This is a genomic window from Acidovorax sp. SRB_24, from assembly GCF_012931925.1.
Window position 1 is genome coordinate 66,508 of the sequence record NZ_MWOM01000015.1, and the last position, 21,129, is coordinate 87,636.

Genomic DNA, 21,129 nt, shown 5'->3' on the forward strand with positions numbered 1-21,129 from the left:
CCCCACCCGATATCCCGAGGGCTTGCCGCGCAGGCAGGCTCCTCCCACGCAGAAGACAGGAATCCATGGCGCTGTTGCAGATCTCCGAACCCGGCCAATCTCCCGATCCCCACCAGCGGCGCATTGCCGTCGGCATCGACCTCGGCACCACGCACTCCCTGGTGGCCGCCGTGCGCAACGGCGTGGCCGAATGCCTTCCCGACGGGCAGGGCAGGGTGCTGCTGCCGTCCATCGTGCGCTACCTCGAAGGAGGCAAACGCCAGATTGGCCACGAAGCCGCAGCGCAGCAGCAGCAGGATGCGCGCAACACCATCGCCTCCGTCAAGCGCTTCATGGGGCGGGGTCTGCACGACATTGCGAACGCCGAGAAGTTGCCCTACGACCTGCTGGGCGCGGCCGAGGCAGGCGCGGGTGCGGCCTCCACCGGCATGCTCAGCGTGGCCACGGCGGGCGGGGTCAAGTCGCCGGTCGAGATCAGTGCCGACATCCTGGCCACGCTGCGCTACCGCGCAGAAGACACGTTCAACGACGACCTGTATGGCGCCGTCATCACCGTGCCGGCCTACTTTGACGATGCGCAGCGCCAGGCCACCAAGGATGCGGCCAAGCTCGCAGGCATCCATCTGCTGCGCCTCATCAACGAGCCCACGGCGGCGGCCATCGCCTATGGACTGGACAACGCCAGCGAAGGCGTCTATGCCGTGTATGACCTGGGCGGGGGCACCTTCGACATCTCCATCCTGCGCCTGACGCAGGGCGTGTTCGAGGTGATAGCAACCGGTGGCGACTCCACCCTGGGCGGTGACGACTACGACGCGGCGCTGGCCGAATGGGTGCTGCAGCAGCTGGACCTGCAGGTGCACAGCCCCGCGGACAAGACCGCTGCACGCCTGGCTGCGCGGGCCTGCAAAGAGGCATTGACTGCTACTGAAAATATAGCTTTCAGCGCAGAACTGGCGGGCGCTGGAGTGCAATTTGACGTAAAACGCTCCGACCTGGATGCGGCCACCGCGCATCTGACTGCGCGCTCGCTCGCGGCCGTGCGCCGCGCGTTGCGCGACGCCCAGCTGGCGGCTGACGAGGTGCAGGGCGTGGTCATGGTCGGGGGCTCGACGCGCATGCCCCAGGTGCAGCGCGCGGTGGGCGATTTCTTTGGCCGCACGCCGCTGACCAACCTGAACCCCGACGAAGTCGTGGCGCTGGGCGCGGCGATCCAGGCCAACCAACTGGCCGGCAACAACACGGCGGGCAACCTGCTGCTGCTCGACGTGATTCCGCTGTCGCTGGGCATCGAAACCATGGGTGGCCTGGTCGAGCGCATCGTCTCGCGCAACGAGACCATCCCCACCGCCAAAGCGCAGGACTTCACCACCTACCAGGACGGCCAGACGGCGCTTGCCGTCCATGTGCTGCAGGGTGAGCGTGACCTGGTGCAGGACTGCCGGAGCCTTGCGCGGTTTGAGCTGCGCGGCATCCCGCCCATGGCGGCCGGCGCCGCACGCATCCGCGTGACCTTCACGGTGGACGCGGACGGCCTGCTCAGCGTCAGCGCGCGCGAGCAGCTCAGCGGTGTCGAGGCGCACATCGACGTCAAGCCCAGCTACGGCCTGAGCGACGAGCAGATTGCGCAGATGCTGCAAGAGAGCTTCTCCACGGCCGAGCAGGACATCCAGGCGCGCGCGCTGGCCGAAGCGCGCGTGGATGCCGACCGCATGCTGATCGCCACGCAAAGCGCGCTGGATGCCGACGGCGACCTGCTGGCGCAATCCGAGCGCGCCGCCGTGGAGGCGCTGATGGTCCGTCTGCACAGCCTGCGCGAAGGCGGCGACGCCGCCACGCTGGAAGCCGCAACGCAGGCCCTGGCCAAAGGCACGGAAGCCTTTGCCGCGCAGCGCATGGACCGGGGCATCCGCCAGGCGCTGGCCGGCAAAAACGTGCAAACCCTTTAAAACAGTTCCCAAGAGCGCTTTATGCCTGTCATCAAGATACTGCCCCACCCTGAATACTGTCCCGCCGGTGCCGAGATCACCGCCCCCGCGGGCACCTCGATCTGCGAAGCCCTGTTGGAGCACCGCATCAACATCGAGCATGCCTGCGACATGAGCTGCGCCTGCACCACCTGCCATGTCATCGTGCGCGAGGGCTACCACTCGCTCAACGAGGCAGAGGAAGAGGAGGAAGACCTGCTCGACCGCGCCTGGGGGCTGGAGCCGCAGTCGCGCCTGAGTTGTCAGGCCATTCTGGCGGCCCAGGATGTGACGGTGGAAATTCCCAAGTACTCGATCAACCACGCCAAGGAAAACCACTGAGATGAGCCGGCAGATCGTTCTCGACACCGAAACCACCGGCCTGTCCGCCGAGGGCGGAGACCGCATCATCGAAATTGGCTGCGTCGAACTGTTTGCGCGCAAGCTGACCGGAAACAACAAGCATTTCTACCTGAGCCCTGGGCGCGACAGCCACCCCGACGCGCTGAAGGTGCACGGCATCAGCAACGAGTTTCTCAAGGACAAACCCAAGTTCGCCGCCGTGGCCGATGAGCTGCTGGAGTACCTGCAGGACGCCGAGGTCATCATCCACAATGCCGCGTTCGACGTGGGCTTTCTCAACAAGGAACTCGAGCTCATCGGCCGCCCGGGACTGCGCAGCTTTGTGGGCGAAGTCACCGACACCCTGGCCATGGCCAAGGAGATGTACCCCGGCAAGCGCAACTCGCTCGATGCGCTATGCGATCGGCTGGGCGTGGACAACTCGGGGCGCACCCTGCACGGCGCTCTGCTGGACGCCGAGCTGCTGGCGGACGTGTACATCAACCTCACGCGCGGCCAGGATGCGCTGCTCATCGCCGACGAGGGCGATGACGGTGGTGCTGCCATCAACGTGGCCGCCGTGGACCTGCGCAGCATCGCGCTGCAGGTCCTGCAGGCCAGCGATGCCGAGATCGCCGCCCACGAACAGATGCTGGTGCAGCTGGACAAGGCCAGCGGCGGCAAAACAATTTGGAAGACTTCAGAGAGCGCTCCAAAAGCTGTGCCATAATTGCGGGCTGTCACAGAGACAGCACGGGTGATTAGCTCAGCGGTAGAGCACTGCCTTCACACGGCAGGGGTCACATGTTCGATCCATGTATCACCCACCAGTGTTTATGAGTGTGCCGATGTCGGCAGTCTCATCGGGCGATTAGCTCAGCGGTAGAGCACTGCCTTCACACGGCAGGGGTCACATGTTCGATCCATGTATCGCCCACCAAAAACGAAAGACCGGCCATCAGTGGCTGGTCTTTTTTTTTGCCTTTTGCACGTCGGGTCCGTGGGGTGCCGTGCATTGGTACAGACAATGCACTGCGGGACGGCGGCGACGACCCGCACCTTGCGCGGTGCGGGCGCACCAGGGCCGGCGCCCTGGTCTCTTGCAGGAGCTTACTAATGACAGATTCCGTGGATTGCGCCGTCATCGGCGCAGGGGTGGTGGGCCTGGCGGTTGCGCGCGCCCTGGCGCTGCGTGGCCGCGAGGTCATCGTGCTGGAGGCCGCGCCGGCCATCGGCACAGGCACCAGTTCGCGCAACAGCGAGGTCATCCATGCGGGCATCTACTATCCCGAGGGGTCGCTCAAGTCGCGCCTGTGCGTGCAGGGCCGCGAGATGCTGTACGGCTACTGCGCTGCGCGCGGCATTCCTTACCGCCGCTGCGGCAAGCTGATCGTGGCCACCCGCGCCGAGCAGCTGGCGCAGCTGCACGGCATCGTCGCGCGCGCGGCCGCCAATGGTGTGGTGGATTTGCAATGGCTCGACCGCGATGCCGCGCGGGCGCTGGAGCCTGCCCTGGAGTGCGTGGCGGCGCTGCATTCGCCCAGCACCGGCATCGTCGACAGCCACGCCCTGATGCTGGCGCTGCAGGCCGACCTGGAGCATGCGGGCGGGCTTGTGGCATTGAATTCACCTCTGGCCCATGCCCGGTGCGCGCAAGATGCTATTTTGTTGATAGCGGAGGATGGCACGCAGCTGCAGGCACGCACCGTTGTCAATGCCACCGGGTTGGCGGCGCCGCTGCTGGCGCGGCGCTTCGAGGGGCTGGATCCACGGCATGTCCCCACGCCCTATTACGCCAAGGGCAGCTACTTCACCCTCAGCGGCACGGCGCCTTTCAGCCGCCTTGTTTACCCGGTGCCCGAAGCCGCTGGCCTGGGCGTGCACCTGACGCTGGACTTGGGCGGCCAGGCCAAGTTCGGCCCCGATGTGCAGTGGGTCGAGGCGCCCGACGACCTGACCGTGGACCCGGCCCGGGGCGATGCCTTCTACAGCGAAGTGCGCCGGTACTGGCCCGGCCTGCGCGCAGGCAGCTTGGTGCCGGGCTATGCCGGCATGCGGCCCAAGCTCAGTGGCCCTGGTGCACCGGCCGCCGATTTCGTGATCCAGGGGGAGCGCGACCATGGCGTGCGCGGGCTCGTCAACCTGTTTGGCATCGAGTCGCCAGGCCTGACCAGCGCGCTGGCCATCGCGGAGCAGGTAGCGAAGATGCCGTGAATTTGTCGGACAGGGGCTCAAAAAGCACCGCCATGCGCTCTTTGGGTACCTGGCGCCCGAACAGCTCGCTAAGATGGGTTCTGCAGCACCGCCACGAGGCTGCGCGCTATCGATTCCTGTTTTTCACACAACGAAAGGCTGATATGACGACCTCTGCTTCCGACACCATTTCTTCCACCCAAAGCGAACTTGAGAAACTGGTTTCCGATTTGCGTGGGTTGCTGTCCAGCCGAGATCTCGACAGCATCCCCCAGATCAAGCTCCTGCGCCAGCGCATGGACGATGGCATGCACAACGTGCGCGATGCCGCGGTGGAAGCTGCGCAAGAGGCCGCGCGCCAAGCCAAGGAGGCCGCCCGTGCGGCAGACCGCTATGCACACGACGAGCCGTGGCGCGTGGCCGGGGCCGCTCTCGCCGTTGGCGCGCTGGTCGGCTTCCTGCTGTCGCGCCGTTGAACTTGTGTGGGCGGCTGCGCAGGCCGCCCGGTCTCTGACAGGAGGACGTGCATGAACTGGATTTCCCTGCTTGGTCTGGAGGCCATGGTCGCACGCTGGCGTGCCGCTGTCATGGAGGGCGCCCTGGCTGCAGAAGACCGCCTGGAGCTGGCGCAGTTGGAGTGGCGAGAACACAAGCGCCGACTGCGCAACACCGTGCTGCTGGCGCTGGCGATCGCAGGCTTGACGGTGGTGGCCTTGGTGCTGCTGTCGCTCGCGCTCGTGGTTCAGTTCTGGGACACACCGCACCGCACCGTGGCGACATGGAGCGTCGCGGGCGTGTGGCTTGCGCTGTGGCTTGGTGCGCTGGTGGCGCTGTGGGCCACGGTGCACGCGGCCGGGGGCGCGTTTGCGCTCACGCGCCGCGAACTGGCCCAGGATTGGCACGACATCAAGGAGCAGCTGTGAGCAAGTCTGAATCTTTCTCTGACAAGAATCTGCCTGTTCCCACGCCCGCGCAGCAACGCATCATCGAGCGCATGGCCGCGCAACGCGAACGCCTGCGCGCACGGCGTGCGCGGCGCGAGCAGTTCTTGGCGATGCGCAAGGCCGAGGGAGGGCTGGGCGCGGATGCGCCTTTGCCTTTGCGCGTTGCGGTGTTTGCCAAGCAGCATCCGGCCGCACTGGCCGCCTTGGCCGGTCTGGCCTTGGTGCTCGGACCCAAGCGGCTCGTGGCATGGGCCGGTGTCGTGCTGCCGTTGCTAACGCGCTTGCGCTAGCCTGGAAGGCAGGAAAAAAGTGCTTCAGGAGCGCCGCGGATCGAAGGCAAACCGCGTTGCGCGGCAGTCCGCAGGCCCGGGCGGACGTCAGGCCATGGTCTTGAGAGCGCGTGCGACGCGGCTGGGGAGTGCAGGGCCTTCGTAGATCAACCCCGTATAAATCTGCACCACGTCTGCGCCCGCCCGCACCTTGGCCACGGCATCTTCCGCGCTCATGATGCCGCCCACACCGATGATGGGGTAGCGGCTGCCCAGGGCCGCGCGCAGCTGGCGTATGACCTGGTTGCTGGCCTCCAGGACCGGGGCGCCGCTCAGTCCTCCCGCCTCTTGCGCATGGCACAGGCCTTGCACGGCGTCGCGGCGTATGGTGGTGTTGGTGGCGATGACGCCGTCCATGCCGTGGCGCTCGAGCGCGCTGGCAATGACGGCGACCTGGGCCTCCTCGAGGTCCGGGGCGATCTTCACAAAGATGGGCACGCGCTTTTCCTTGCCGCCGGTGCCCGCATGCTGGCGTGCCAGCACTTCGCGCCGCTCGGCAATCGCGCCCAGCAGCGCGTCGAGGGCGGCGTCGCTTTGCAGCGTGCGCAGGTTCTGCGTGTTGGGCGAACTGATGTTGACGGTCACATAGTCGGCGTGCGGGTAGACACCGTCCAGGCAACTCAGGTAGTCGTTCCTGGCTTCTTCCATCGGCGTGCTGGCGTTCTTGCCGATATTCAGACCCAGCAGCATGGGGTGGGCCCGTTGTTGCGAGCGAAATCGGGCGCGCTGGACGTTGTGCACGAACGCTTCGAGCCCATCGTTGTTGAAGCCCAGCCGATTGACCAGCGCCCGTGCCTCGGGCAGGCGGAACATGCGCGGCTTGGGATTGCCGGGCTGTGGCTGGGGCGTCACGGTACCGACCTCGACAAAACCGAATCCCATGGCGCTGAGTGCGTCAATGCAGCGTGCGTTCTTGTCCAGCCCGGCGGCCATGCCGACGCGGTTGGGAAATGTCAGGCCCGCCAGTTCGACGGGGTCGTCCACGGTGTCATGGCACCAGGCCCACTGCAGGGGCGTGCCCTGACCGCGGGCCAGCATGTCCATGGTGAGATCGTGGGCCGCTTCGGCATCCATGCCAAACAAAAACGGGCGGGTGAGGGCGTAGGGAATCAGGGACATGGGGATAATTCAGGGCTAACCTTCTTATTCTCGCCCATGACGACCTCCTCCCCCCTGACCCAAGACGAACTCAAGGCCCAAGTCGGCCAGGCTGCCTTGCGCTATATCGTGCCCGGCGACATCGTGGGCGTCGGCACCGGCTCCACAGTCAACAAGTTCATCGACGCACTGGCTGGCATCAAGGACCAGGTCCGCGCAGCCGTTTCCAGTTCGGTCGCCAGCACCGATCGCCTGCGCGCCCTGGGAATCGACGTGGTGGATGCCAACGAAGTGGAGCAACTGGCGGTGTACGTCGATGGTGCCGACGAGATCGATGACCACGGCTTCATGGTCAAGGGCGGCGGCGCGGCGCTGACGCGCGAAAAAATCGTGGCCGCGCTCGCCCAGCGCTTTGTTTGCATCGCGGACGAGTCCAAGCGCGTTGCCGTGCTTGGAAAGTTTCCCCTGCCGGTGGAGGTCATTCCAATGGCGGCTCGGCACATCGCCCGCCGGTTTGCCGCGCTCGGCGGCCATGCCACATTGCGCCTGAAGGACGGGGCGCCGCTGGTGACCGACAACGGCCAGCACATCCTGGACGTGACAGGGCTGTCGATCACCGATCCCCTGGCCTTGGAGTCCGAGGTGAACCAGTGGCCCGGCGTGGTTTGCGTAGGAATCTTTGCGCACCAGAAGGCGTCGGTGTGCCTTTTGGGCACGGCGCACGGGGTGCAAACGCTGGCCTATTGAGCGTTTGCGCGGCGAGAATTGCCGGCTTGGGGACGTAGCGTGGAGCGCCGGTGCCTCAGAAGCGGATGCCCGCAGGGTTGGGCGGCGTCGGCCCGCGCGGCACTGCCGGTTCCTGGCGGACGGCAGGCGGCGCATTGCCAGGGGCTGCCGCCGTTGCGGGAGCAGGGGATGGCGTGCGTTGGATGGCCACCAGAGGGGTGGGCGCGGCTCGGCGGTACTGGGGGGGCAGCTGCGACTGCTTGGGGTAGCCGGCCGCATCCAGGTACTGCGTCCATTCACTGTCCGAAAAACCCGTCAGCTGCTGGCCCCCGATGGTGCCAAAGGGCAGGCTGGAGCCGCCACTGAGGCGCTGCAGGGCGTCGATGTCTTCGTTGCTGGCCACGGTGCGCTCGGTGAAGGGCACGCCGCGCTGGACTAGCAGATTGCGCGCGCTGGCGCACGGCGTGCAGTCGGCGCCCGTGTACAGCGTGACCGGAAAGCGCGTGGCGATCTGGCGCAGCTCGTAGGGCAGGGCAGTGGCCTGACCGGCCTCTGGTGCGGCGCCGGCCCGCCCGGCCCGGGCGGGCTCCGCGTCGTTGCCCGGCGCGCGGTCGGAAAAGGTCACCTTGCCGTCCGGCCCGACGATGCGGTAGACCGGCTGGGCCTGTCCCGGGCCGGCCCAGGCCAGAGTGCACAGCAGGGTGGCCAGGGCAAGGAAGGGGCGGGGCAGGGGCATGCTCAATCTCCAGAACGTTCAGCGCAGTGGGTGAAGGTGCAAGGCGTGCTCAGGCCATGCCCTGGTGGCGCAACAGCGCCTCCAGGTTGGGCTCGCGGCCGCGGAAGGCCTTGAACGATTCCATGGCCGGGCGGCTGCCGCCGGCCTCCAGGATGGCCTGGCGGTAGCGCCGCCCCGTCTCCTGGCAGGGCGATCCGTCGGGGCCGACGGTTTCCTCGAACGCGGCATAGGCATCGGCGCTCAGCACCTCGGCCCATTTGTAGCTGTAGTAGCCGGCCGCATAACCGCCCGCAAAAATGTGGCTGAAGGTGTGCGCTGTGCGGCTGAAGGCCGGGGGCTGCAGCACGGACACCTCCTGGCGCACCTGCGCCAGCAGCGGCATGAAGTCGTGCGCCGGATCGTGCGAAGTGTGCAGCAGCATGTCGAACAGCGCGAATTCGATCTGGCGCAGCGTGCCCATGCCGCTCTGGAAGTTCTTGGCCGCCATCATCTTGTCGAACAGGGTGCGCGGCAGCGGCTCGCCCGTGTCCACGTGCGCGCTCATGTGCTTGAGCACGTCCCATTCCCAGCAGAAATTTTCCATGAACTGGCTGGGCAGTTCAACCGCGTCCCATTCGACGCCGCCAATGCCCGACACGTCGCGCTCGTTCACTTGCGTGAGCATGTGGTGCAGCCCGTGGCCGAACTCATGGAACAGGGTGATGACGTCGTCGTGCGTGAGCAGCGCCGGCTTGCCATCGACGCCGCCGGCAAAGTTGCAGACCAGGTGCGCGACCGGCGTCTGCAGCTCGCCGGTGTCGGGTCGCAGCCAGCGCGTGCGCATGTCGTCCATCCACGCGCCGCCGCGTTTGCCGGTGCGTGCAGGCTGGTCGAGGTAGAACTGGCCCACCAGCTGCCCGGCCCGCTCAATGCGGTAGAACGCCACGGCGGGATTCCAGACCGCCGCGTCATCCGGGCGAATGGCCACCTCGAACAGTGTCTCGACGATCTTGAACAGCCCCGCCAGCACCTTGGGGGCGGTGAAGTACTGTTTGACCTCCTGCTCGCTGAAGGCGTAACGCGCTTCCTTGAGCTTCTCGGCAACGTAGGGCCAGTCCCAGGCCTGCGGGTCGCCCAGGCCCAGGCTCTCCGCGGCAAAGGCGCGCAGGTCGGCCACGTCCTTTTCGGCGTAGGGCCGGGCGCGGTGCGCCAGGTCGCGCAGGAAGGCGATCACCTCGTCGGCCGACTCGGCCATCTTGGGCACGACGGACACCTCGCCGAAATTGGCGTAGCCCAGCAGGTGCGCCTCTTCCTGGCGCAGCGCCAAAATTTCCTGGATCAGGGCCGTGTTGTCGTATTTCACGGCCTCGCCCGCGGCCTGGTCGGAGGCGCGCGTGACGTAGGCGCGGTACAGCGTCTCGCGCAGCGCGCTGCTGCGGGCAAACTGCATCACCGGCAGATAGCAAGGCATCTTGAGCGTGAGCTTGAAGCCGTCCTTGCCCTCGGCGCGCGCGGCGGCCTGCGCGGTCTGCTGGACGTCGGAGGGTACGCCGTCGAGCTCGTCGGCACGGGCGTAGTAGGCGTATGCGTCGGTCGCATCGAGCGCGTTTTCGCTGAACTTCTGCTGCAGCTCGGCCTGGCGCTCCTGGATCTGCGCAAAGCGCTCCTTGGCAGCGCCTTGCAGCTCGGCGCCCGACAGCACGAAGTTGCGCACTGCGTTCTTGAGCGCCTGGCGCTGTTCGGTGTTGAGCCCGGCCGGGTCGATGGCCTTGTACTTGGCGTAGAGCCGCTCGTCGGCGCCCAGGCGTGTCCAGAACTCGGTCACACGCGGCAGCGCCTCGTTGTAGGCCGCGCGCAGCTCGGGCGTGTCGGCCACGCTGTTGAGGTGGCTCACCACGCCCCAGGAGCGGCCCAGCTGTTCGGTGGCCACGTCCAGCACGCGCGCGATGTCGTCCCAGCGCGCGGGAAACGCGGGCGCCGTGACGGTTTCGAGCGCCTGGCTGGCGCGCGCCAGCAGCGCGTCCATGGCGGGCGCCACGTCACTGGGGGCAATGCGGTCGAATGCGGGCAGGGCGGAGAAGTCGAGGAGGGGATTGCTCATGCGGGCTTAGATGGCGTCGCCTGGGGGCGGTTCAAGGTGGTAGGGGCGCGGGAGGTGTGTCAGGCGCCGGCGGCGCGCTCTGCCGCTTCGAGGGTATTGACCAGCAGCATGGTGATGGTCATGGGGCCGACGCCGCCGGGCACGGGGGTGATGTGGCCCGCCACGTTCTTGACGCCGTCAAAGTCCACGTCGCCGCAGAGTTTGCCTTCGTCGTTGCGGTTCATGCCGACGTCGATGACGACGGCGCCGGACTTGACCATGTCGGCCGTGAGCACGTTGCGCTTGCCCACCGCGGCGACGATCACGTCGGCCTGCAGGGTCTGCGCCTTGAGGTCCTGCGTGGCGCTGTGGCAGATGGTGACGGTGGCGTTTTGGGCCAGCAGCATGAGCGCCATCGGCTTGCCCACGATGTTGCTGCGTCCGATGACGACCGCGTGCTTGCCGCGCAGGTCGTAGCCAATGGATTCGAGCATCTTCATGCAGCCGTATGGGGTGCAGGGCCAAAAACCTGGCATGCCGGTCATCAGCGCTCCGGCGCTGGCGATGTGGAAGCCGTCCACGTCCTTGGCGGGCGAGATGGCTTCAATCACCTTTTGCGCATCGATGTGCTTGGGCAGGGGCAGTTGCACCAGGATGCCGTGGATGGACGGGTCGTTGTTGAGCGCTTCGACGCGTGCCAGCAGCGCAGCCTCGGTCATGTCGGCGCCGTACTTCTCGAGCACCGAGTGCAGGCCGCTGTCCTCGCACGCCTTGACCTTATTGCGCACATAGACCTGCGAGGCCGGGTTGTCGCCGACCAGCACCACGGCCAGGCCAGGCGTGACGCCGCGGGCCTTCAGGGTGGCGGCGCGTTGGGCGACGTCGGTGCGCAGTTGGCGGGAAAGGGCGTTGCCGTCTATCGTTTGGGCTGTCATGGTCAAATATCAATGAAAAAAGCCTCTAGCGCTTATGTAGTAAGCGCTAGAAGCTATTGAAAGTGTAGCGGTCAGGCTTTGGCGGTGGTTTGGCCGAGCGCAATCTTGAGCAGGTCGGCGACGGTGTTGGCGCCGAGTTTTTCCATGATGTTGGCGCGGTGCGCCTCCACGGTCTTGATGCTGATGCCCAGGTCGTCGGCGATCTGCTTGTTCAGGCGGCCGGCGACGATGCGTTCCAAGACCTGCGCTTCGCGGCTCGTCAGCTTGGACAGCAGCGCATCGCGGCTGGCCGCCTGCTGGTGGCCGGTGAAGGCTTCGCGCGCATGGTCGAGCATGCGCTCCACCAGGGCAATCAGCTCTTCTTCGTTGAACGGTTTCTGGATGAAGTCGAGTGCGCCCTTCTTCATGGTGTTCACGGCCATGGGCACGTCGCCGTGGCCCGTGATGAAGACGATGGGCAGAGGGGACTTGCGTTCGATCAGGCGGTCTTGCAGCTCCAGACCCGTCATGCCACCCATGCGGATGTCGACGATCAGGCAGGCAACTTCGCGCGGGTCGTAGCGTGAGAGAAAGGATTCCGCCGAATCAAAACAGCGCACCCGGTAATCCTTGCCTTCGAGCAGCCACTGCAACGAATCGCGCACGGCTTCGTCGTCGTCGACCACATACACAGTGCCTTTTTTCGGAATCAAGCTCATGCAATTGTCCTCGGGGGATGTACATTAGCTACAGAATTCGTAGCATCGTTGTCAGGCGCAGCAAGCGGAAGCCAAAAAGAGAACCTGCAGCCCGTGACTTCGGAACCATTGTAGATGTTCTCCGCCTGCATTCTCCCCTGGTGGGATTCGACAATGCTGCGGCACAAATTGAGGCCCATGCCCATGCCTTCCTGCTTGGTCGAGAAAAAGGCTTCGAACAGGCGCTCGAGCACTTCCTGCGCCAGTCCCTGGCCGGTGTCCTGCACCGAAAACTCGACCACCTGCTGGCCCTCGATCTGCTTGGGCACGACACGCAGTTCCACGCTGCGCCTTGCCGGCGTGCGGCGTGCCTGGGCAATCGATTCGGCGCCGTTCTTCATGAGGTTGATCAGCACCTGTTCGATCAGGATGGAGTCGGCCATGACCTGCGGCAGCCGTGCCGCGACATAGTGCGTCAGGCGCACGTTGTGGCGACGCAGTTCGATGTCCGCCAGCTCCAGCGCTTCGCCGACCATGCTGGAGACATCGGCCAGCGTGCGGTTGGGCTCGCTCTTCTTCACGAAGTCCCGGATGCGCTGGATGATCTGCCCGGCGCGCTGCGCCTGGTGCGAGGTTTTCTCCAGCGCCGCGAGCAGGGCCTCCTGCGTGATCTGGCCGCTGTGGATACGCGAGACGATGCCGTTGCAGTAGTTGTTGATGGCGGTGAGCGGTTGGTTGAGCTCGTGCGCCACGCTCGATGCCATCTCGCCCATGGTGATCAGGCGGCTGACCGACTGCGCGCGCTCGGTTTGCCGGGCGGTCTGCTCCTCGGCCTGGCGCCGGGGCGTGATGTCGGTGGCAATCACCATCTGGGCCAGGCGCCCGTCGACCCAGCTGAGGTAGCGCGAGCGCACTTCCAGCCACTTGCCCAGTTCGGGCAAGAAGATTTCGGCGTTCTCGGTGTGGGCGCTGGTCAGGGTGTCGGTGGGCAGCCCCATGAGCCCGTCTTCGCCGTCTGCGCTGTCGCTGCCGGCGTTCTTGGCAGGCAGCACGCCGGCCTGGGCCACGAGCTGCAGGTGTCCGTCGGTCTGTGAGCCAAACCACTGGCGGTAGAGTTTGTTGGCGAACAGCAGCTCTTCGCTGCCCAGGGGGGCCACCGAGACCGAGGCGTCAAGCGCTTCGAGCACGATGGTGAAGCGCTCATGCGATGCCGAGAGTTGCTCGCGGATGCGGTTGGGCTCGGTGATGTCGGTCATCGAGGTCATCCACCCGGTCTGCTGGCCGCGCGCGTCGATCAGCGGAGAGACGTAGAGCCGGGCATCGAAGATGGCGCCGTTCTTGCGCCGCACCCGCACCTGGAAGCCCCCGGACACGGTCTTGCCGTTGAGCTCGTCCTGCAGGCGCGCGTGCAGCGTGTCCAGGTCGGCGTCGGGCCAGTAGGGGAACGGCGGTGTCTGGCCCACCAGTTCGGCCTCGCTCCAGCCTGTCATCTGGCAGAACGCTGCGTTCACGTAGGTGATGCGGCCCTGCAGGTCGAGCGCGCGCATGCCGGTGAGCACCGAGTTTTCCATGGCGCGGCGGAAATTGGTTTCTGCCACCAGGGCCATCTGCGCCTGCATGCGCCGGCGTGTGTGGCGCCAGGTGGCAATCAGCATCCACGCCGTCATGGTGCTGAGCGTGACCACCAGCCAGAACAAGCCGCTGCCGACCACGCCCAGCGAGGTGCGGTACGCCTGGGCCCGCAGCACCAAGCCGTTGCCCACGGGCGAGACGGGCACTTCGTATTCGTTGGCGCGCTTGCTCCAGGGCTGCCAGGGCATGGTGGCGCTGCGAGGCGCCAGCGGCGTGCCGGCGAGCACCTGGTGCTGCGCGTCGAGCAGCGTCACGGCATAGCGCGCCAGTACCTCGGTGGGAGTGCCGTAGCGCAGCAGGCTGTCGATGGAATACTCGCCCAATACCACGCCGCCAAACTTGCCCTGCACATTGAGTGGCACCTGCAGCTGCAGCAAAGGCGTGGGCTCGCCACTGCCGGCGGCGGGTTGCACATAGACCGGCTGCTGCAGGTCGCGCGTGAGGTCGAAGGCGTCGGCGGTGTCGCCTTTCTTCAGCACCTCGCCGGGCACGCGCATCTGGCCGCCCGAGAGTGTGGGCGCTGCGTGGCTGGCACGGATGTGGCCGCGCGCATCGATCCAGGTTATGGCCTGGAGCTCGGGGTACTGGCTGATCAGGGCCTCTGCGCGCTGGTCGAACTGGGGGCGCTCCAGCTCCTGGTTCGACAGATCGCGTGCAATGCGCATGATCTGTTCCTGGCGCTCGAGCAGGCGCAGGCGCACGCGCTGCTGTGCGTACTCCACATCGCGGCGCAGCGCCTCCTGCTCGCGCTCGCCTTCCTCCATGCGCAGATACCAGAAAGCCGCCACGATGGCCGCCATGAACAGCAGCACGGCCGCCAGCGGAGCCAGCGCGGCAAAGCGGTCCTGACGCGTGGGCGAGAGACTGCGCCACCATGCGCGCCACGAGCGCGCGAGCGCGGCAGTGCGCGATGGCGCGGGGGCGAGAGAGGGCGAGTGCATGGGCCGAGTGTAGGGGAGCGCAGGGTGCACCGCGATGGTGCGGAAAATGTGCGTTTGCAGCAATTTATCGTATTATGAAATCTAAAAGCATAATTTGAAATAAGAAAAAAATATGAGAAACTTGGCGGCACGCACTAAATTGCGGTCTATATCTCCAGGAGACAAACCATGTCAGCACAGCCCGATCCTCGCGCCGGCAGCGGCGCATTGCCAGCCCCCGACGCCGACCAGCAAGAGACCCGAGAGTGGATGGATGCGCTGTCCGCCGTGATCGACAAGGAAGGCGCAGAACGCGCCCATTTCCTGCTCGAACAGCTGCTCGAGCACGCGCGCCAAAGCAGCATCGACATGCCGTTCTCTGCCAACACGGGCTATGTGAACACCATCGAAAAAGACCAGGAAGCGCGCTGCCCTGGCAACCTGGAGCTCGAAGGGCGCCTGCGCGCCTATATGCGCTGGAACGCCATGGCGATGGTGGTCAGGGCCAACCGCATCCACCCGCCCGAAGGCGGCGACCTGGGCGGCCACATCGGCTCCTTCGCCTCGCTGGCCAACATGTTCGCGGCCGGCTTCAACCATTTCTGGCACGCCGAGAGCAACGAACCTGGCAAAGAGCACGGCGGTGACTGTCTCTACATCCAGGGCCACGTCTCGCCCGGCATCTATGCCCGCGCCTACATGGAAGGGCGCCTCACCGAAGAGCAGCTGAACAACTTCCGCCAGGAGGTCGATGGCAAGGGCCTGTCGAGCTACCCGCACCCCAAGCTCATGCCCGAGTTCTGGCAGTTTCCGACGGTGTCCATGGGCCTCGGCCCGCTGATGGCCATCTACCAGGCGCGCTTCCTCAAGTACCTGCACGCGCGCGGCATTGCCAACACCGAGAACCGCAAGGTCTGGGTGTTCTGCGGCGACGGCGAGATGGACGAGGTCGAATCGCTGGGCGCGATCAGCCTGGCTTCGCGCGAGAAGCTCGACAACCTGATCTTCGTCATCAACTGCAACCTGCAGCGCCTGGACGGCCCGGTGCGCGGCAACGGCAAGATCATCCAGGAGCTCGAAGGCGAATTCCGCGGCTCGGGCTGGAACGTGATCAAGCTGATCTGGGGCAGCCGCTGGGACGATCTGCTCGCCAAGGACAAGGACGGTGCGCTGCGCAAGATCATGATGGAGTGCAACGACGGCGACTACCAGGCGTTCAAGGCCAACGACGGCGCCTACGTCCGCAAGAACTTCTTCGGCCGCGATCCGCGCACGTTGAAGATGGTCGAGCACATGAGCGACGACGAGATCTGGAACCTGCGCCGCGGTGGCCACGATGCGCAGAAGGTCTATGCCGCCTTCCACGCTGCCAACGAGACCAAGGGCCAGCCCACCGTGCTGCTGGTCAAGACCGTCAAGGGCTTTGGCATGGGCAAGATCGGTGAAGGCAAGAACACCGTGCACCAGACCAAAAAGCTGGGCGACGAGGACATCAAGGCTTTCCGCGACCGCTTCAACATCCCGATCCCCGACAGCCAGATCGCCGACCTGCCGTTCTACAAGCCGGCCGACGACACGCCCGAGATGCGCTATCTGCATGAGCGCCGCCAGGCCCTGGGTGGCTACCTGCCGCACCGCCGCACCAAGGCCGACGAGCAGTTCAATGTGCCGCCGCTCGACACTTTCAAGGCCATCCTCGACCCGACCCCCGAGGGCCGCGAGATCTCGACCACGCAGGCCTATGTGCGCTTTCTCACGCAACTACTGCGCGACAAGGAACTGGGTCCGCGTGTCGTACCGATCCTGGTCGACGAAGCGCGCACCTTTGGCATGGAAGGCTTGTTCCGCCAGATCGGCATCTACAACCCTGCGGGCCAGCAGTACACCCCGGTCGACAAAGACCAGGTCATGTACTATCGCGAGGACAAGGCCGGCCAGATCCTGCAGGAAGGCATCAACGAAGCCGGCGGCATGAGCAGCTGGATCGCGGCGGCCACGAGCTACAGCACGAGCAACCGGATCATGATCCCGTTCTACGTGTACTACTCGATGTTCGGCTTCCAGCGCGTCGGCGACCTGGCCTGGGCGGCGGGCGACATGCAGGCGCGCGGCTTCCTGCTCGGCGGCACCTCGGGCCGCACCACGCTCAATGGCGAAGGGCTGCAGCACGAAGACGGCCACAGCCACATCCTGGCCAACACCATCCCCAACTGCGTGACCTACGACCCGACCTTCGCCCACGAAGTGGCGGTGATCATGCACGACGGCATGCGCCGCATGGTGCAGGAGCAGGAAAACGTCTTCTACTACATCACGCTGCTCAACGAGAACTACCCAATGCCGGGCCTCGAAGCCGGCACGGAAGAGCAGATCATCAAGGGCATGTACCTGTGCAAGCCTGGCCAGAAGGTGCCGCAAAGCGGCCTGCGCGTGCAGCTGCTCGGCTCGGGCACCATCCTGCGCGAGTCATTCTTCGCGCAAGAACTGCTCGAAAAGGACTGGGGCATTGCCGCCGATGTGTGGAGCTGCCCGTCGTTCAACGAACTGACCCGCGACGGCCAGGAGGTGGAGCGCTGGAACCTGCTGCACCCGCTGGAAGCCCCGCGCGTGCCGTTCGTGACCGAGCAGCTCGCCAAGAGCACCGGCCCCGTGATCGCATCGACCGACTACATGAAGGCCTATGCAGAGCAGATCCGCCCCTACATGCCCAAGGGCCGCCACTACAAGGTGCTGGGCACGGACGGCTTTGGCCGCTCGGACTTCCGCCGCAAGCTGCGCGAGCACTTTGAGATCGACCGCCATTACATTGTGCTGGCGGCACTGCGCGCACTGGCCGATGGGGGCCAGGTGCCGGTGACCAAGGTGGCCGAAGCGATTGCCAAGTACGGTATCGCCACCGACAAGATCAACCCGCTGCACGCCTGAAGACGAACGGGAGACAACTATGGCAATGGTAGATATTCAAGTTCCCGACATCGGCGACTTTGACGAAGTGGCCGTGATCGAAGTGCTGGTCCAGCCGGGCGACACGATCAAGGCAGAGCAGTCGCTGGTCACTGTGGAGTCCGACAAGGCCTCGATGGAGATTCCGTCCAGCCACGCGGGCGTGGTCAAGGAGCTGCGCGTGGCCCTGGGCGACAAGATCAAGCAGGGCTCGGTCATCGTGGTGCTGGAAACCGCCGACGCGGCAGCGCCCGCACCGGCGCCCGCAGCGGCTGCACCGGTTGCGGCACCCGCCGTGGCGGCACCTTCGCCTGCGCCCGCTGCAGCGCCTGCTCCGGCAACGCCGGCCGCCGCGAGCACGGTGGATCTGCGCATCCCCGACATCGGTGATTTCAAGGATGTCACCGTGATCGAGATGCTCGTCAAGGTCGGCGACACCGTGGCCCTGGAGCAATCGCTGTTCACCGTGGAGTCCGACAAGGCCTCGATGGAAATCCCATCGCCGGCCGCGGGCGTGCTCAAGGCGCTCAGCATCAAAGTGGGCGACAAGGTCAACATCGGCGATATGGTCGGCCAGATCGAAGGCGTGGGCGCTGCCGCGGCACCCGCCGCTGCGCCGGCTCCGGCGGCCGTGGCCGCTGCCATAGCGCCTGCTGCGGCCCCGGCCGCAGCGCCCCAGTCCGCTGCCACGCCTTCGGCTCCGCAGGCCGCCGTGCCGGCACACAACCCCACCGTGGCACCCACGGGCGCGCTGCCACACGCATCGCCCTCGGTGCGCAAGTTTGCCCGTGAACTCGGCGTGCCGCTGGCCGAAGTGCAGGGCAGTGGCCCCAAGGGCCGGATCACCGAAACCGATGTGCAGGCCTTCACCCAGTCCGTCATGGTCGGCAGCGTGCAGACCCGGGCCCAGGCCGCAGTCGCACCCAAGGCCGCTGCCGCCAGCGGTGGCGGCGCAGGCCTGGACCTGCTGCCCTGGCCCAAGGTGGACTTTGCCAAGTTCGGCGCCATCGAGCGCAAGGAGCTCTCCCGCATCAAGAAGATCAGCGGCGCCAACCTGCACCGCAACTGGGTGATGATCCCCCACGTCACGAACAACGACGAGGCCGACATCACCGAGCTCGAAGCCTTCCGCGTCTCCACCAACAAGGAAAACGAGAAGAGCGGCACCAAGGTCACCATGCTGGCCTTCGTCATCAAGGCCGTGGTGGCGGCGCTCAAGAAGTTCCCCGACTTCAATGCCAGCCTCGACGGCGACGCGCTGGTTTACAAGCAGTACTTCAACATCGGCTTTGCCGCCGACACGCCCAACGGGCTGGTCGTGCCGGTGCTCAAGGACGCCGACCGGAAGGGCATCCTGCAGATCAGCCAGGAAATGTCGGAACTGGCCAAGAAGGCGCGCGAGGGCAAGCTCGGCGCGGCCGACATGCAGGGCGGCTGCATGTCGATCTCCTCGCTCGGCGGCATTGGCGGCACGCATTTCACGCCCATCATCAACGCCCCCGAAGTCGCCATCCTGGGCCTCTCGCGCGGCGCCATGAAGCCTCTGTGGAACGAGGACAAGGAAAAGTTTGTCCCGCGCCTCGTGCTGCCGCTGTCGCTGTCCTACGACCACCGCGTGATCGACGGGGCCTCGGCCGCGCGCTTCAACGCCTACCTCGGTCAGGTGCTGGCGGACTACCGCCGCATCCTGCTGTAAAGGAGCAGCACGATGGCAAGCATTGAAATCAAGGTTCCGAACATTGGCGACTTTGCCGAGGTCACGGTCATTGAACTGATGGTCAAGCCCGGCGACACCGTGGCCGTGGACCAGAGCCTGGTCACGGTGGAGTCGGACAAGGCCTCGATGGAAATTCCCTCCAGCCACGCCGGTGTGGTGCAGACGGTCCAGGTGCAGCTCGGCGACAAGATCGCCGAAGGCAGCGTGCTGCTGACGCTCGAGGCGGCGGCCGATGCCGCAGCGCCCGCGCCGGTGGCTGCTCCTGCTCCTGCATCTGTAGCTGCCGGCGCAGGTCCATCCAGCGTTTCAGTATCAAATCCGGCTGAAACCAAGGTTTCGCCAGTGCCAGCTGCTCCTATTCCAGGAGCGGCCGAGTTTGCCGGCACGGCCGACCTCGAATGCGACGTGCTCGTGCTCGGCGCCGGCCCCGGTGGCTACAGCGCCGCCTTCCGCGCGGCCGACCTGGGCCTGAAGGTCGTCCTCGTCGAGCGCTATGCCACGCTGGGTGGCGTGTGCCTGAACGTGGGCTGCATTCCCTCGAAGGCGCTGCTGCACGTGGCCTCCGTCATGGACGAGGTGAGCCACATGGCCGACCTGGGCGTGAGCTTCGGCGCGCCCAGCCTCGACATCGACAAGCTGCGCGGCCACAAGGAAAAGGTGATTGGCAAGCTCACCGGCGGCCTGGCGGCCATGGCCAAGATGCGCAAGGTCACGACCGTGCGCGGCTACGGCGCCTTCGTCGGCGCCCACCATGTCGAGGTCGAAGAGACCACCGGCACGGGCCAGGACAAGACCGGCACCAAGAAGGTCATCGCCTTCAAGAAAGCCATCATTGCCGCGGGCAGCCAGGCCGTGCGCCTGCCCTTCATGCCCGACGATCCGCGCGTGGTCGATTCGACCGGCGCGCTGGAACTCACCGAAGTCCCCAAGCGCATGCTGATCCTGGGCGGCGGCATCATCGGCCTCGAAATGGGCACGGTGTACTCCACGCTGGGCGCGCGCCTCGATGTGGTCGAGATGCTCGACGGCCTGATGCAGGGCGCCGACCGTGACCTCGTCAAGGTCTGGCAGAAGATGAACGCGCCGCGCTTCGACAACATCATGCTCAAGACCAAGACGGTGGGCGCGCGCGCGCTGCCCGAAGGTATCGAGGTGGCGTTTGAAAGCGCCGAGCCGGGCGGCACCGCCCCCGCGCCGCAGGTCTACGACCTGGTGCTGCAGGCCGTGGGCCGCACGCCCAACGGCAAGAAGATCGCCGCCGACAAGGCGGGGGTGGCCGTCACCGACCGGGGCTTCATCGAGGTCGACATCCAGATGCGCACCAACGTGGCGCACATCTTCGCCATCGGCGACATCGTGGGCCAGCCCATGCTGGCGCACAAGGCGGTGCACGAGGCGCACGTCGCGGCCGAAGTGATCGCCGGCGAGCTGCAGGGCAACAAGGAGTTGGCCGCGGCCGCCTTCAACGCCCGCGTGATCCCCAGCGTCGCCTACACCGACCCCGAGGTCGCCTGGGTCGGCTTGACCGAGGACCAGGCCAAGGCGCAGGGCATCAAAGTCAAGAAGGGCCTGTTCCCCTGGACGGCCTCGGGCCGCGCGATCGCCAATGGCCGCGACGAAGGCTTCACCAAGCTGCTGTTCGACGACAGCGACGAGGCCCATGGACACGGCAAGATCCTCGGCGGCGGCATGGTCGGCACGCACGCGGGCGACATGATTGGCGAGATTGCCCTGGCGATCGAGATGGGCGCCGATGCGGTGGACATCGGCAAAACGATCCATCCGCACCCGACGCTCGGCGAGAGCATTGGCATGGCGGCCGAGATTGCGCACGGCAGCTGCACGGACGTGCCGCCGGCGCGGAAATAGGCAGCGCCTTTTTTACTGAAAGCCGGCCATGGCGGCAAAGAA

17 protein-coding genes and 2 tRNA genes are annotated in these 21,129 nt (G+C 66.0%); 13 read left to right on the forward strand and 6 right to left on the reverse strand.

The features are described from left to right. Positions 1–65: 65 nt before the first annotated feature. From hscA to B2J89_RS07740, 9 genes are all read left to right on the forward strand, one after another. Entirely contained in the window at positions 66–1,949 is a 1,884-nt protein-coding gene (hscA, locus tag B2J89_RS07700) for a Fe-S protein assembly chaperone HscA (RefSeq protein WP_169168560.1), read from the forward strand. A 21-nt stretch (positions 1,950–1,970) separates the two neighbouring features. After that, positions 1,971–2,309 (forward strand): ISC system 2Fe-2S type ferredoxin, encoded by a 339-nt coding sequence (gene fdx, locus B2J89_RS07705; RefSeq protein WP_169168561.1) that lies wholly within the window; start codon positions 1,971–1,973, stop codon positions 2,307–2,309. Position 2,310: 1 nt separating this feature from the next. Continuing rightward, the gene (dnaQ, locus tag B2J89_RS07710) at positions 2,311–3,039 is read left to right on the forward strand and encodes a DNA polymerase III subunit epsilon (RefSeq protein ID WP_169168562.1); all 729 of its coding nucleotides are present in this window, start codon (positions 2,311–2,313) and stop codon (positions 3,037–3,039) included. A gap of 25 nt (positions 3,040–3,064) precedes the next feature. After that, positions 3,065–3,139: transfer RNA gene (locus B2J89_RS07715), tRNA-Val, on the forward strand. A gap of 35 nt (positions 3,140–3,174) precedes the next feature. Then, a tRNA-Val gene (locus tag B2J89_RS07720) sits at positions 3,175–3,249 on the forward strand. A 176-nt stretch (positions 3,250–3,425) separates the two neighbouring features. Then, complete coding sequence (locus B2J89_RS07725) at positions 3,426–4,523, forward strand: NAD(P)/FAD-dependent oxidoreductase (protein ID WP_169168563.1); 1,098 nt, start codon at positions 3,426–3,428, stop codon at positions 4,521–4,523. Positions 4,524–4,666: 143 nt separating this feature from the next. Then, positions 4,667–4,978, forward strand: coding sequence for a DUF883 family protein (locus B2J89_RS07730; RefSeq protein WP_169168580.1), 312 nt, complete (start codon positions 4,667–4,669; stop codon positions 4,976–4,978). A 51-nt stretch (positions 4,979–5,029) separates the two neighbouring features. Beyond that, the gene (locus B2J89_RS07735; RefSeq protein ID WP_169168564.1) at positions 5,030–5,425 is read left to right on the forward strand and encodes a phage holin family protein; all 396 of its coding nucleotides are present in this window, start codon (positions 5,030–5,032) and stop codon (positions 5,423–5,425) included. Next, positions 5,422–5,736, forward strand: a complete 315-nt coding sequence (locus tag B2J89_RS07740; RefSeq protein WP_169168565.1) for a hypothetical protein — start codon at positions 5,422–5,424, stop codon at positions 5,734–5,736. The genes B2J89_RS07735 and B2J89_RS07740 overlap by 4 nt, the downstream gene beginning before the upstream one ends. Before the next feature lie 87 nt (positions 5,737–5,823). Here the strand turns inward: B2J89_RS07740 and B2J89_RS07745 are convergent, their stop codons facing one another. Then, on the reverse strand, positions 5,824–6,894 hold the full coding sequence (locus B2J89_RS07745) for a quinone-dependent dihydroorotate dehydrogenase (protein ID WP_169168566.1): 1,071 nt from the start codon (positions 6,892–6,894) through the stop codon (positions 5,824–5,826). Positions 6,895–6,930: 36 nt separating this feature from the next. On the opposite strand from B2J89_RS07745, the gene rpiA reads away from it, so the two are divergent. Then, complete coding sequence (rpiA, locus tag B2J89_RS07750; RefSeq protein ID WP_169168567.1) at positions 6,931–7,620, forward strand: ribose-5-phosphate isomerase RpiA; 690 nt, start codon at positions 6,931–6,933, stop codon at positions 7,618–7,620. 55 nt (positions 7,621–7,675) lie between these two features. Here the strand turns inward: rpiA and B2J89_RS07755 are convergent, their stop codons facing one another. The 5 genes from B2J89_RS07755 to B2J89_RS07775 form a co-directional block, all read right to left on the reverse strand. After that, positions 7,676–8,335, reverse strand: a complete 660-nt coding sequence (locus B2J89_RS07755) for a glutaredoxin family protein (RefSeq protein WP_169168568.1) — start codon at positions 8,333–8,335, stop codon at positions 7,676–7,678. A 49-nt stretch (positions 8,336–8,384) separates the two neighbouring features. Then, entirely contained in the window at positions 8,385–10,415 is a 2,031-nt protein-coding gene (locus B2J89_RS07760; protein ID WP_169168569.1) for a M3 family metallopeptidase, read from the reverse strand. A 59-nt stretch (positions 10,416–10,474) separates the two neighbouring features. Continuing rightward, positions 10,475–11,329, reverse strand: coding sequence for a bifunctional methylenetetrahydrofolate dehydrogenase/methenyltetrahydrofolate cyclohydrolase FolD (folD, locus tag B2J89_RS07765; RefSeq protein WP_169168570.1), 855 nt, complete (start codon positions 11,327–11,329; stop codon positions 10,475–10,477). 71 nt (positions 11,330–11,400) lie between these two features. Continuing rightward, complete coding sequence (locus tag B2J89_RS07770) at positions 11,401–12,027, reverse strand: response regulator transcription factor (RefSeq protein ID WP_169168571.1); 627 nt, start codon at positions 12,025–12,027, stop codon at positions 11,401–11,403. Continuing rightward, positions 12,024–14,579 carry a PAS domain S-box protein gene (locus tag B2J89_RS07775; RefSeq protein WP_169168572.1) on the reverse strand — a complete coding sequence of 852 codons (2,556 nt, stop codon included), beginning with the start codon at positions 14,577–14,579 and terminating at the stop codon, positions 12,024–12,026. Before B2J89_RS07775 ends, B2J89_RS07770 begins: the two co-directional genes overlap by 4 nt. A 168-nt stretch (positions 14,580–14,747) precedes the next feature. Here B2J89_RS07775 and aceE point away from each other — a divergent pair, with 168 nt between their 5' ends. Genes aceE through lpdA form a run of 3 tightly spaced genes read left to right on the forward strand, consistent with a single transcriptional unit; the run spans position 14,748 to position 21,087 of the window. Beyond that, positions 14,748–17,483, forward strand: a complete 2,736-nt coding sequence (gene aceE / locus B2J89_RS07780; protein WP_169168573.1) for a pyruvate dehydrogenase (acetyl-transferring), homodimeric type — start codon at positions 14,748–14,750, stop codon at positions 17,481–17,483. 19 nt (positions 17,484–17,502) lie between these two features. After that, the gene (gene aceF / locus B2J89_RS07785; protein WP_169168574.1) at positions 17,503–19,197 is read left to right on the forward strand and encodes a dihydrolipoyllysine-residue acetyltransferase; all 1,695 of its coding nucleotides are present in this window, start codon (positions 17,503–17,505) and stop codon (positions 19,195–19,197) included. A 12-nt stretch (positions 19,198–19,209) separates the two neighbouring features. Continuing rightward, the gene (gene lpdA / locus B2J89_RS07790) at positions 19,210–21,087 is read left to right on the forward strand and encodes a dihydrolipoyl dehydrogenase (protein WP_169168575.1); all 1,878 of its coding nucleotides are present in this window, start codon (positions 19,210–19,212) and stop codon (positions 21,085–21,087) included. Positions 21,088–21,129 lie beyond the last annotated feature (42 nt).

Bases quoted from the DNA above. Each gene is read 5' to 3' on its own strand.
- B2J89_RS07735 (WP_169168564.1), top strand. From the start codon at position 5,030: ATGAACTGGATTTCCCTGCTTGGTCTGGAGGCCATGGTCGCACGCTGG.
- hscA (WP_169168560.1), top strand. From the start codon at position 66: ATGGCGCTGTTGCAGATCTCCGAACCCGGCCAATCTCCCGATCCCCAC.
- rpiA (WP_169168567.1), top strand. From the start codon at position 6,931: ATGACGACCTCCTCCCCCCTGACCCAAGACGAACTCAAGGCCCAAGTC.
- lpdA (WP_169168575.1), top strand. From the start codon at position 19,210: ATGGCAAGCATTGAAATCAAGGTTCCGAACATTGGCGACTTTGCCGAG.
- aceE (WP_169168573.1), top strand. From the start codon at position 14,748: ATGTCAGCACAGCCCGATCCTCGCGCCGGCAGCGGCGCATTGCCAGCC.
- B2J89_RS07775 (WP_169168572.1), bottom strand. From the start codon at position 14,579: ATGCACTCGCCCTCTCTCGCCCCCGCGCCATCGCGCACTGCCGCGCTC.
- dnaQ (WP_169168562.1), top strand. From the start codon at position 2,311: ATGAGCCGGCAGATCGTTCTCGACACCGAAACCACCGGCCTGTCCGCC.
- aceF (WP_169168574.1), top strand. From the start codon at position 17,503: ATGGCAATGGTAGATATTCAAGTTCCCGACATCGGCGACTTTGACGAA.
- B2J89_RS07730 (WP_169168580.1), top strand. From the start codon at position 4,667: ATGACGACCTCTGCTTCCGACACCATTTCTTCCACCCAAAGCGAACTT.
- B2J89_RS07755 (WP_169168568.1), bottom strand. From the start codon at position 8,335: ATGCCCCTGCCCCGCCCCTTCCTTGCCCTGGCCACCCTGCTGTGCACT.
- B2J89_RS07770 (WP_169168571.1), bottom strand. From the start codon at position 12,027: ATGAGCTTGATTCCGAAAAAAGGCACTGTGTATGTGGTCGACGACGAC.
- B2J89_RS07760 (WP_169168569.1), bottom strand. From the start codon at position 10,415: ATGAGCAATCCCCTCCTCGACTTCTCCGCCCTGCCCGCATTCGACCGC.
- B2J89_RS07745 (WP_169168566.1), bottom strand. From the start codon at position 6,894: ATGTCCCTGATTCCCTACGCCCTCACCCGCCCGTTTTTGTTTGGCATG.
- folD (WP_169168570.1), bottom strand. From the start codon at position 11,329: ATGACAGCCCAAACGATAGACGGCAACGCCCTTTCCCGCCAACTGCGC.
- fdx (WP_169168561.1), top strand. From the start codon at position 1,971: ATGCCTGTCATCAAGATACTGCCCCACCCTGAATACTGTCCCGCCGGT.
- B2J89_RS07725 (WP_169168563.1), top strand. From the start codon at position 3,426: ATGACAGATTCCGTGGATTGCGCCGTCATCGGCGCAGGGGTGGTGGGC.